At 61.5% G+C, this 10959-nt stretch carries 11 protein-coding genes; 7 read left to right on the top strand and 4 right to left on the bottom strand.

Going from position 1 to position 10959, the window contains the following annotated elements:
- The first annotated feature begins 19 nt into the window (after window positions 1–19).
- Complete coding sequence (locus tag VFE81_RS01740; RefSeq protein ID WP_325042951.1) at window positions 20–454, top strand: CHRD domain-containing protein; 435 nt, start codon at window positions 20–22, stop codon at window positions 452–454.
- A 119-nt stretch (window positions 455–573) separates the two neighbouring features.
- Entirely contained in the window at window positions 574–1539 is a 966-nt protein-coding gene (locus VFE81_RS01745; RefSeq protein ID WP_325042943.1) for an alpha/beta hydrolase, read from the top strand.
- On the opposite strand, the gene VFE81_RS01750 is transcribed toward VFE81_RS01745, so the two are convergent.
- Complete coding sequence (locus VFE81_RS01750) at window positions 1509–2351, bottom strand: EcsC family protein (protein ID WP_325042944.1); 843 nt, start codon at window positions 2349–2351, stop codon at window positions 1509–1511. The two genes, VFE81_RS01745 and VFE81_RS01750, sit on opposite strands and share 31 nt — an antisense overlap.
- 138 nt (window positions 2352–2489) lie before the next feature.
- Here VFE81_RS01750 and VFE81_RS01755 point away from each other — a divergent pair, with 138 nt between their 5' ends.
- Both VFE81_RS01755 and VFE81_RS01760 read left to right on the top strand, forming a co-directional pair.
- Window positions 2490–4085: an MDR family MFS transporter gene (locus VFE81_RS01755; RefSeq protein ID WP_325042945.1), complete on the top strand. Its 1596-nt coding sequence runs from the start codon at window positions 2490–2492 to the stop codon at window positions 4083–4085.
- A 33-nt stretch (window positions 4086–4118) separates the two neighbouring features.
- Window positions 4119–4631 carry a MarR family winged helix-turn-helix transcriptional regulator gene (locus VFE81_RS01760; RefSeq protein ID WP_325042946.1) on the top strand — a complete coding sequence of 171 codons (513 nt, stop codon included), beginning with the start codon at window positions 4119–4121 and terminating at the stop codon, window positions 4629–4631.
- Window positions 4632–4751: 120 nt separating this feature from the next.
- Here the strand turns inward: VFE81_RS01760 and VFE81_RS01765 are convergent, their stop codons facing one another.
- Window positions 4752–6029: an amino acid deaminase gene (locus VFE81_RS01765; RefSeq protein ID WP_325042947.1), complete on the bottom strand. Its 1278-nt coding sequence runs from the start codon at window positions 6027–6029 to the stop codon at window positions 4752–4754.
- A 146-nt stretch (window positions 6030–6175) separates the two neighbouring features.
- Between VFE81_RS01765 and VFE81_RS01770 the strand changes: the two genes are divergently transcribed.
- The 3 genes from VFE81_RS01770 to VFE81_RS01780 all read left to right on the top strand — a co-directional run bounded on the left by VFE81_RS01770 (window position 6176) and on the right by VFE81_RS01780 (window position 9007).
- Window positions 6176–7066 (top strand): MurR/RpiR family transcriptional regulator, encoded by an 891-nt coding sequence (locus tag VFE81_RS01770; RefSeq protein ID WP_121109252.1) that lies wholly within the window; start codon window positions 6176–6178, stop codon window positions 7064–7066.
- 3 nt (window positions 7067–7069) lie between these two features.
- Complete coding sequence (locus VFE81_RS01775; protein ID WP_325042948.1) at window positions 7070–8551, top strand: D-aminoacylase; 1482 nt, start codon at window positions 7070–7072, stop codon at window positions 8549–8551.
- Window positions 8552–8620: 69 nt separating this feature from the next.
- Window positions 8621–9007: a RidA family protein gene (locus VFE81_RS01780; RefSeq protein ID WP_028200605.1), complete on the top strand. Its 387-nt coding sequence runs from the start codon at window positions 8621–8623 to the stop codon at window positions 9005–9007.
- Window positions 9008–9075: 68 nt separating this feature from the next.
- Here the strand turns inward: VFE81_RS01780 and queF are convergent, their stop codons facing one another.
- Window positions 9076–9900, bottom strand: a complete 825-nt coding sequence (gene queF, locus VFE81_RS01785) for an NADPH-dependent 7-cyano-7-deazaguanine reductase QueF (protein ID WP_325042949.1) — start codon at window positions 9898–9900, stop codon at window positions 9076–9078.
- A complete protein-coding gene (locus VFE81_RS01790; protein ID WP_325042950.1) occupies window positions 9897–10799 on the bottom strand; it encodes a 5'-nucleotidase in 903 nt (300 codons plus the stop codon). The genes queF and VFE81_RS01790 overlap by 4 nt, the downstream gene beginning before the upstream one ends.
- Window positions 10800–10959 lie beyond the last annotated feature (160 nt).

Genomic DNA, 10959 nt, shown 5'->3' on the forward strand with positions numbered 1-10959 from the left:
TCAAAGTCCGGAGAAGACCATGATTGCGCTTCGAAAACTGAATTTTGCCGTGGTGGTGTGGGCGTTGGCGTCGGGCGTCGCCTTTGCGGATACGGTAGCGTTGAAGGCTGATCTCGAACCGTCGAGCGAAGTGCCGCCGCGCGTAAGTCACGGGCACGGCATGTTGAACGCCACGTTCGATACGTCAACCAAGTCCCTGCAATGGACTGTCACCTATGAAGGGCTGAGTGGCCCAGCAACCGCCGCGCACTTCCACGGTCCCGCGCCAGTCGGGCAGAACGCCAAGGTCCAGGTGCCGATCGGAAAGGACGCGCTAGCGAGCCCGATCAAAGGATCGGCGGCGCTCACCGAACAGCAGGTGACGGACTTGATGGCGGGGCAGTGGTACTTTAATGTCCATACCGCGCAGAACCCGATGGGTGAGATTCGCGGGCAGATTTTGCCGGCCAACTAAGCAAGAGGAAAGCCTCGCCCGGTGACGTGGGCGCCTTTTCAGGATTAGAAGTTCTCGTCCACCGACGCGATGGCGAACGCACGTACCATGACGGGACACTATCGAAGGAGCGTGTCCTGATGAGCTGGCAAAGTGCACTCGCGTGCTGGTATCTGCGTCGGCAGTTTCGACCGCAAACCTTAAAACCAGGCATCAACGTTGAGAAAGCACGTGCACTGACGGCCAAACGTGCCTGGTCGCCTCGTATGCCCGGTGGCTGGCATCTGCGTGAAATGTATGAACCGGACGATCAGCCGCTACGTGGGGAATGGATAGAGCGGGTCGACAGCACGCAGGCCGTCGGCACCAGCCCGACCGTTCTCTATTGCCACGGCGGCGGCTACTATTTCTGTTCGCCACGTACGCATCGCTCGCTCGTGTACGGTCTGGCGACGCGCGCCAATGCACCCATTTTTTCGCTCGACTACCGTCTCGCCCCCGAGCATCGCTTTCCGGCCGCACTCGATGACGCGACCGCCGCCTATCGCCGTTTGGTCGCGGACGGCACGCCGCCTGAGTCGATCGTAATTGCGGGTGATTCAGCAGGCGGGGGCCTTGCACTGGCCACGCTGGTCGCTCTGCGCGACGCCGGCGATCCCTTGCCGGCCGGCTGTCTGCTGTTCTCGCCGTGGACCGATCTGGCCGCTGCCGGCGCCACCATCCGCACAAACGATGGTCTCGATCCGATGTTCAGCGGCCCAGCCATCGCGCTCGCAGCAAAGATCTATCTCGGCGACACGTCCGCCACGCATCCCTACGCTTCGCCGGTTTATGCCGACCTGCGCGGCTTGCCGCCGATCTTCATCATGGCGGGCAGCACCGAGGTATTGCTCGACGATTCGCAACGCGTCGCCGACAAGGCACGCGCAGCGGGCGTCGACTGCGAACTCGACGTGTGGAAGAAGATGCCGCACGCCTGGCCACTGTTCTCTCCGTTCATTCCCGAAGCGAACCGCGCGCTCGACCGCGCCGCGGCTTTCGTGCGACGTGTGACGAGCGGTGCAGCGAGGGACGTTCAGCCGTCCAGCGTCACATCCATCGTCTGATAGGCAGCCTCGACCGCTTCCTGGCCGTATTGCCGCTCCAGACGCCGCACGGTGAAGTGGCCGTGCGCGACCTGCTGGAAGTGGTCGATGAACACCGTATTGACCATCGCGCCGAGCACCGCGCCGATCGCCGGAATCGACTTGGCGGCGATCTGCTCGCTCACCTGCACAGAAAAGCGCGCGGCAATTGTGTTGAGCAGGCGCAGCAATGCCGCGGAGCCGTGCGCGGTGAAGCCCTTCGTCGCGATTTCGGATGACGCCTTCGACACCGCCTGCGCCAGCGCGCCGCGCATGATGAAGTAGCCGAAGTCGGCGTCGTCGTCGGCTTTCGACGTGCCGCCCATGCCGAGCACCGTCAGGCATTGCAACTGCGTGTCGATCGACGTCAGATCCTCGCCCTCGCTGCGCGCGATGTCGCAGATCGAGCGAAACATCAGCGTGGTCGTGACCGGCAACTCGACGGGTAACGCGAACAGACCGAATGCGCCGCCGGCCGCGCCGGTGGTGGCCACGGCAAACTTGTGCAGCAGGTTGCTCGGCTTGTCGGGCACGATCAGGGGCGAGGCGCCGGTCTGCCGACCGAGTGTGCGCAGCGCGATCGACAGGCACTTGCGCAACGCCAGTTCCGTCGCATCCGTGACCTTCTCGTTAGCAAAAGCCGGTATGCGCGAGAGCAGCTTTTCGAGCGGCGAGCCGACGATGCTGGCCAGTTTCATCGCCAGTGCGGGGCTCTCCAGTTCGTGTTTCGCGCGTCTTAGCGCGCTCAGGTCTTCGTCCGATAAGGATTGTGCTGCGAGCGAACTCGGCTCCATGTGCCTCCCTGGCGTCATGTTGTTCATTCTTCAGTCGATTGCCGGCGCGGTGAACTGCATCAGCGGGTTCCAGCTTAGAGCATCACCTCGTGGTATGATTCACTATTGTTTGACGAGTCAACTGTTGCTCTATCAAAAATGGCTGTCCATACCGCGGCCCACCACTCGAGTGGGCAAGTTTTACCTTTCCGTGAATCGCTACTGGCGATGCTCGGCGTTTCCTTCGTTTCAATGCTGGTCGCCCTGGACCAGACCGTGGTCGGCACCGCGTTGCCTACCATCGTCTCTGAACTGAAGGGTTTCGAGCTCTATGCCTGGGTCGCCACGTTGTATCTGCTGACCTCGGTGATCACCGTACCGATCTTCGGCCGCCTCGGCGATTACTATGGGCGCAAGCCCTTCGTGATCGCATCGATCGTCGTATTCACGGCGGCGTCGGTGTTGTGCGGCGCCGCCAACAACATGCTGTTCCTCGTGCTCGCGCGCGGCTTGCAGGGCATCGGCGGCGGCATGCTGGTCGGCACCGCTTTCGCCTGCATTCCAGATCTCTTTCCCGACTCGGTCGTGCGTCTGCGCTGGCAGGTGCTGATGAGTTCGGCGTTCGGCATTGCGAACGCGGTGGGGCCATCGCTCGGCGGCTTCCTCACGCAGTACTACGGCTGGCGTTCGGTGTTCTATGTGAATTTGCCGGTCGGTCTGCTGTCGCTATTTTTCGTCTGGCGCTTCCTGCCTCATCTGCGGCACATCGAGCACGAAGGCAAGATGCGGCTCGATTGGCCGGGTGCGCTGCTGATCGCGGTGGCGCTTGGCTCGCTGCAATTGTTCGTCGAGTTGTTGCCGAAGCATGGCGTCACGTTGAGCGCCTTCGCGCTGCTCGCACTGAGTGTCGCCTCGGCATACGGGTTGTGGCAGTGGGAAAAGCGTTGCCCGACGGCGATTTTGCCGGTGGATATGTTTCGCAATCGCAGTCTGGCGGCGCTCTTCACGCTTGCCGTGCTGGGCGGCTTCACCATGTTCTCGTTGCTGTTTTACGCGCCGTTGTTGTTTCAGGGCGGCTTCGGGATGTCGCCGAAAGATGCGGGGCTCGTTATTACGCCGCTCGTCGTGTTCATCACGATCGGCAGCATCGCTAATGGCCGTATTGTCTCGCGCGTGCGCAATCCGAATGTGATGCTGTACATCGGCTTCGCGCTGGTGGCGTTGGCGTGCCTCGGCGTGGTCGTCGCAACGCGCTCCATGCCGCAATGGATGCTGATGTCGTTCATGGTGCTTGGCGGCCTCGGTCTCGGCTTTGTGATGCCGAATCTGACGATCTTCGCGCAGCAGACAGCAGGCCGCGAACACCTCGGCATCGCCACCGCGCTGCTGCAGTCGCTGCGGATGATCGGCGGGATGATCGGCACGGCGCTTACCGGTACGCTGATCAGCCACATGTACGCGAGCGGCGTGCGGAGCGCGCTGGAAAACGATCACGCGTCGCAATGGTTCTCCGATCTCGGCGACCCGCAAATCCTGATCAATCGCGACGCGCAAAACACCTTGCTCGGCCAGCTGACGCATGCGGGCCACAACGGCGCGATGTTGCTCGAGAGTGCGCGCGAAGCGCTCGTTGCGGCAATTCATCTGGGTCTCGCGCTGGCGGCGATTATCGCCGTGATATCCGTCTGGCAAAGCCGCCGTGTGCCGCCGATCAAGCTCCAGCGCAAGCTCGAGCCGGTGATTCACGCGGATTGATTTTTTTTAGCCTTACCGTTTTACTGATAGATCATGGAAGAACAGGATCGGGTCGCCGTCATACAGCAATTCGGCCGCACTTATCGGGCGTTCATGTCGGCGTTCGAGGCCCAGGTTGGACACCCGTTGCCACGCTGGCGCATTCTGCTCGCGCTGCATGAGCAGGCCGGCGAGTCGTCGCAGAAGCGGCTGGTCGAGCGCTTGCGCGTCGATCCGGGCGCGCTCACGCGGCAGCTGAAAACGCTCGAGGGTTTGGGCTGGATTGCTCGCAGCATGGATACTCGCGATAACCGCGTGACCAATGTACGCTTGACCGAAGCGGGGCAGTCGGCGACCGAAGCCAGCTTGCCGCGCCGCAATGCGTTTTTGCACGACACCATGGCGTCATTGCCGGACGATGCGCTGGGTGCGCTGTCGGGGGCCTTGAAGATGCTGGAAGTGCGGATCGGTGAGGTAGCGGCGACGGCTAACGCAGCGGGCGCGGACTCTGATGCTCTTCCGCAAGTCCCCGACGCGGCGGGCAGTGAACTGGCGCGTGAGGGCTGATAGAGAAAAGATTGGCCGATTCAGCGCCGAGGCCGCCGCGAACGACACGGCCGGCGCCGACATTCTGAGAATCATTAATGGCGCGCTACCCTCTGGTGAAGCGCGCCGTATGCATCAAAATCAGAAGAACGTTTCGATCACGTCAGTGACGCGATACGACGGATCGACTACCAACACTTGACGCCACTTGTCGAATGTCAGGCAGGGATGCGAGATGTCGAACGCGATCATGTCGCCTACCTTCAGGTCGGCACCTGCGGGAATCCGCAGATACGCGTGCTGATCCATCAAGCCAAAAATCTCCCAGCCTTCGCTTGCGGCAATGTCGCGCGGTGCTTCGGTGCCCGGACGATACTGGCGCGCCGGTTCCGGCATGCCCGCGTCGAAAGCGGAATCGCGTTTGCCCAGACCGATGATCGCGCGATCCGGCTCAGGAATCGACTGCACATACGCCCACAGTTGCAGCGCCGGCAACAACCCTTCGCCCATTTTCTTCGCGACCGGATTGCGCGCGAGGATGTCTGTCTGCGCTTTGCGGTAGACCCCGACGTCATGCGTCAGATAGCAGCCGGGCCGCAGCACGACTTCGACCTTGCCGGTCTCCGAGGCCTTCACGAATTCTTCCGCGACCACGTCGTACCAGGCCGACCCGGCGCCTGACAGAACGGCCGGCGTGCGAGCAAAACGTCCTTCCTCGACAAGCGCGCGCGTCACGGCGACGGCGCTCTGCAGGAACTCGCGCACTTCGTGTTCCTCTTTCAGCACGCCTTCATACAACTCGACGCCCGCCAGCTTCAACACATCCGGATAGCGCGCGATGGCTTCGAGCACCGCATTGCGCTGCGCTTCGTCGCGCACGCCGGTGCGGCCGCCCGGCACGCCGAGCTCGAGCAATACTTGCAGCGGCTTGCGTACCGACGTGAAAAACTCGCCCAACTGCTCGACGCCTTCGACCGAATCGACGAGGCAGAAGAACTCGAAATCAGGGTCGCTCAGCAACTCCGCGACCATCATCATGTTGCGGCGACCAACCAGCTGATTGGCCATCAGTATCCGCGAAACGCCGCCGTGATAGGCCGCGCGCACCTGATGCGCGGTGGCGAGCGTAATGCCCCATGCGCCGGTTTCGAGCTGACGGCGAAACAGCTGCGGCGCCATGGTGGTTTTGCCGTGCGGTGCGAGCTTCACGCCGTATTCCGCGACGAACGCCTGCATCCACTTCAAGTTGTGTTCCACACGATCCGCGTACAGCACGGCGGCGGGCAGGCTCACGTCTTCGTTCAGCAGGTTCCACTCGAGGCGCGCGGCATCCGTGAGTTGGATACTGGTGCCCGGAACCATGCCCAAGCCCTTGCTATAAGGATCAATCGTTGCGCCCTGATAGTTTGTAACTTTCATGTCTCCCTGCTCCATCGTCCAGTTAAATCGAATCAAAGTTGACTTTACTATGTTACCGAAAGTACGATGGTTGGAGGAATGTTATTTAGTACCACGGCTTGTCGGAGGCTTTTTGTAAGCCTCGCGAGACGCCCCCACAGTCTGCAATGAACTCAACCGCCGAACCGCTGGCTTTCGATATCGTCGCGCGCATCGCCGAGTGCGCGCCGGAACTGCGTTCGGCCGAACGTAAGGTTGCGGCACTGATTCTCGACGATCTGACTGGCGCATCGCGCGCCAGCATTGGCGCGCTCGCCCAGCAGGCGGAGGTGAGCGTCGCGACCGTGACGCGCTTCGCCAAGGCAGTTGGTTGCCGCGACGTGCGGGAGCTCAAGCTGCGGCTCGCGCAGGCGGCCGCCGTCGGTCAGCGCTTCCTGCAAGCAGGCGGACCCACTGACGCGCCCGAGCCCATCGCCACTCGCGTGTTCGATGAACTGCAGACCGCCCTTGCCCACAACCACCAGCTGCTGCGCCAGGCGCCTTTAGACGAAGCAGCGGCCGCGTTGCGCGCCGCGCGAATGATCTATGTATTCGGCATGGGTGGCGGCTCGACCGCATTGGCGGACGAAATGCGCTTTCGGCTCGTGCGACTCGGTCGGCCGGTTGCGACCTATCAGGACGGCTTGTTGCAGCGCATGGTGGCGAGCACCGTATCGCGCGAGTGCGTGGTCATCGCGCTGTCCACTACCGGGCGCGTGCCCGAGATGGTCGAGAACTGCAAGATCGCGCGCAGCTATGGGGCGACCGTGATCGCCCTGACCGCGCCGGCTTCGCCTTTAGCCAAACTGGCCGATTGGGTGATTCCGATCGTCGCCTTTGAAACCGATTTCATTTACAAGCCGTCGTCGTCGCGCTACGCGATGATGATGGCGCTCGATGTGCTCGTCACCGAACTTGCCGTCAGTCAGGGTGACGAGAGCCGGGAATTGCTGCGCCGCATGAAGCACGCGCTCGACGCGCATCGTGGTGGCGGCGATCGACAACCGTTAGGAGACTGATCCATGCACTCGCATCCCGAAGCCGCCGATACGCTGATCGTCGGCGCGCAACTGTACGACGGCACGGGCGCACCGCCGGTCGAACGCGACGTCGCGATCCGCGAGGGCCGCATCGCCGCAATCGGCAATCTGTCGAACTGGCTCGCCGAAGAGGTGATCGAGGCGAATGGCCGGGCGCTGGCGCCGGGCTTCATCGACGTTCATACGCACGATGACACGCACGTGATCCGTTCGCCGCAAATGCTGCCGAAGATCACCCAGGGCGTGACGACGGTGATCGTCGGCAATTGCGGGATCAGTGCGTCGCCGGTATCGCTGAAGGGCGATCCGCCCGATCCGATGAACCTGCTCGGCGAACGTGACGCGTTCCAATACCCGACCTTCGCTGCCTACGTCGAAGCGGTGAACGCCGCGCGTCCCGCGGTGAATGTCGGCGCGCTGATTGGGCACACGGCGTTGCGCAGCAATCAGATGGACCGGCTCGATCGCGCGGCGAGCGCGGAGGAAATCGACGGAATGCGCGCGCAACTCGAAGAGGCGCTGTCGAACGGTGCGTTGGGTTTGAGCTCGGGACTTGCGTACGGCTCTGCATTCTCCGCGCCGACTGAAGAAGTGATGGCGCTGGCCGAGCCACTCGCCGCCGCAGGCGCGCTTTACACGACCCACATGCGCACCGAGTTCGACGCGATTCTCGACGCGATGGACGAAGCGTACCGGGTAGGCCGTCACGCGCATGTGCCGGTGGTGATTTCGCATCTGAAGTGCGCTGGGCCGTCGAACTGGGGGCGCAGTGAAGAGGTGCTGAAGTCGCTCGAGGGCGCGCGTCGTTTGCAACCGATCGGCTGCGACTGCTATCCGTACAACCGCAGTTCGTCGACGCTCGACGTGAAGCAGGTGACGGGCGACATCGACATCACGATTACGTGGTCGGAGCCGCATCCCGAGATGGCGGGCAAACTGATCAAGGACATTGCCGCCGAGTGGGGCGTCACGCAGCCGGAGGCGGGCAAGCGGTTGCAGCCGGCGGGCGCGGTGTATCACAACATGTCCGAGGACGACGTGCGGCGCATTTTGTCGCATCCCGCGACGATGGTCGGCTCAGATGGTTTGCCGAACGATCCACTGCCGCATCCGCGCTTGTGGGGCGCGTTTCCGCGCGTGCTCGGACACTACGCGCGCGATGCGAAGCTGTTGCCGCTCGAAGAGGCGGTGCGCAAGATGACCAGCTTGTCGGCGCGCCGGTTTGGTTTGGCGCAGCGGGGCGAGGTGCATATCGGTTATCACGCGGATCTGGTGTTGTTCGACCCAGCCAGGGTGCGCGACGCGGCGACGTTCGAGAAGCCGCAGCAGCCCGCGGACGGCATCGACGCGGTGTGGGTGAATGGTGTGTTGTCTTACCGCGATGGCGCCGTGACCGGTGAGCGGGCAGGGCATTTTGTGGCGCGCGGCGCGGCGTCGAAGGGTGACGCGCACGGCGCGTTTTGATTCTGGTTTTCTGATCAATATGGCATGCGTCTTCGTTGGCGCGTGCCGGACTTTTAAAGGAGTTTGACGATGAAGCGATATGGTGTTGAAGGCGGCAAGGGTACCGGTGGCCAACATATGCCCTTTGCGCGGGCAGTCGAAGCGGATGGCTGGTTGTTCGTTTCCGGGCAGACGCCGATGGAAAACGGTGAGGTGATCAATGGCGGGATTGTTGAGCAATCGCATAAGGCGATTCAGAACGTGTTCGCTATTTTGAAGGAAGCAGGGTATGGGGCGGAGCATGTTGTCCGCTGCGGTGTGTGGCTGGATGATCCACGTGACTTCGCTTCTTTCAACAAGGTGTTTCGTGAGTACTTTGGCGAGAATCCGCCGGCTCGGGCCTGTGTGGTTTCTTCGATGGTGATTGATTGCCGGGTTGAGGTTGATTGCGTGGCTTATAAGAAGCCTTCGGCCTGAACCTGAAGGTTTCGTTGTTTCGTTCGCCGCGGATTCGCATCAGCTCGCCGCGGCGAACAACCTGCTATTTATTGTCGCGCCAACCGCATATTGTCCGGCATCGGCAAATTGTAATTCGTGCGGAACGGATTGATATCCAAGCCGCCGCGTCGCGTGTAGCGCGCATAAACCGCCAACTTTACCGGCTTACACGCCTTCATCAGATCAATAAAAATCTTCTCCACACACTGCTCATGAAACCCAGTGTGATTCCGATAGGAGATGATGTACCTCAGCAAGCCCGCATGATCGATCTGCGGTCCGACGTAATGAATCTGCACGGTGCCCCAGTCCGGCTGCCCGGTCACCGGACAATTCGATTTCAGCAAGTTGGAAAACAAAGTCTCCTCAACCGGTGCTTCATCAAGCGCGGCCTTCAGCAATGAGGCGTCAGGGTGATAAACATCCGTATCCAGATCCAACCGATCCAGCGACAAGCCCTCAAACTCTTCCATCTGTAGCTTGCCGAACTCATACGGTGCTGTCAGATGAACAGCAACGGTCGCGCCGCAAGAAGCGGAAACATCGCGCTTGATCGTGTCACGCACCATTTCCATCGACTCGAACGCCGTCTGCGCAAATGACCCAAGATAAAGCTTGAACGACTTCGACTCGACGATATTCGGCGAATCAGCCGGCACAAAGAAAGTCGCCACTGCAATCTGCGGCTTGCCGCGCGCATTCAGCCAGGAAAGCTCGTAAGCATTCCAGATGTCCGTGCCGAAAAACGGCAACTGCGCGCTAATCCCAATCGCCTCGCGCGCATTCTTCCGGGCAATCGGAAAGAGCAGCGAAGCGTCATACTGTTCGGTGTAAGCGGAAGGCTTACCCAGCGGTGATTGTTCGGGTGTCATGATGCGTTCACTATGCCACTCAGCACGTGCCCCGTCGCCGTCACGACGCGGGCCGATTCGCAATGGCCAATTTGGTCGTCGAAGAAAAAGTCCGGCTCGAACTCGCGCAAAAATGCGCTCTTGTCGAGGCCGCCGAGGAACATCGCTTCGTCGATTTCGATGTTCCACGCCATCAATGTGCGGATCGCGCGCTCATGCGCCGGGGCTGAGCGCGCCGTCACCAAGGCCGTACGAATATGCATTGGTGCGGCTTCGTCCGCGAGTTTCTGCAGCCGATGCAGTGCTTCGAGCAACGGCTTCAAAGGCCCATCCGCGAGCGGCAAATCCTTGTTATGAATCTCATGGCCGACGAACGCACGCAGGCCATCCTTCTGAAAGATGCGCTCGGCTTCGTCGGAAAACAATACGGCGTCGCCGTCGAACGCGATCCGGATCTCGTCCGGGTACTTGCTCGCCATTTTCGCCGATTCGGGCAAGACGCGCGCGGCCGGAAATCCGGCGGTCAATGCGTCGCGCACATCGTCCTGATTCGCGGACAAAAACAGCGAGGCGTTCAACGGCTTCAGATAGCCGAACGGCGGGCGCCCACGTGTAAACACGCCACGCTCGATCGCCAGTCCATACTCCCTGCACGAATGAAATGCGCGCAGTCCGCTGATCGGATCGCTGCGCGACAGGATCACGACTTCGACGCGATGGCCGCCGGCGTTCAACGCCAGCAGCTTGCGGATCAGCGGAAACGCCACGCCCGGTTTGGCGGGCACGGCCAGCCGCTCGCGTTGCAACGCTTCATATGCCCGCAGGTTGCCTTCCTCGTACACGCAGTTCTCTTCCTCGAAGTCGAACAGCGCGCGCGACGAGATTGCCACCACCAGTTTGTCGACAAGCGAAAGAGCCATCTGCGCGTTTCAGTCCAAAAAGATCAAGCGAGGAACAAGCGATAAACAGGATTCTGCGTCTCTTCCCAGTATGGATAACCCAGCGTCGTGAGAAAGCGCTCGAACCCGCTGGTCTCGCTCTCCGGCACCTGAATGCCGACCAGAATCGAACTGTAGTCCG

It is taken from the genome of Paraburkholderia sp. (genome assembly GCF_035656215.1).
Taxonomy (GTDB): Bacteria; Pseudomonadota; Gammaproteobacteria; order Burkholderiales; family Burkholderiaceae; genus Paraburkholderia.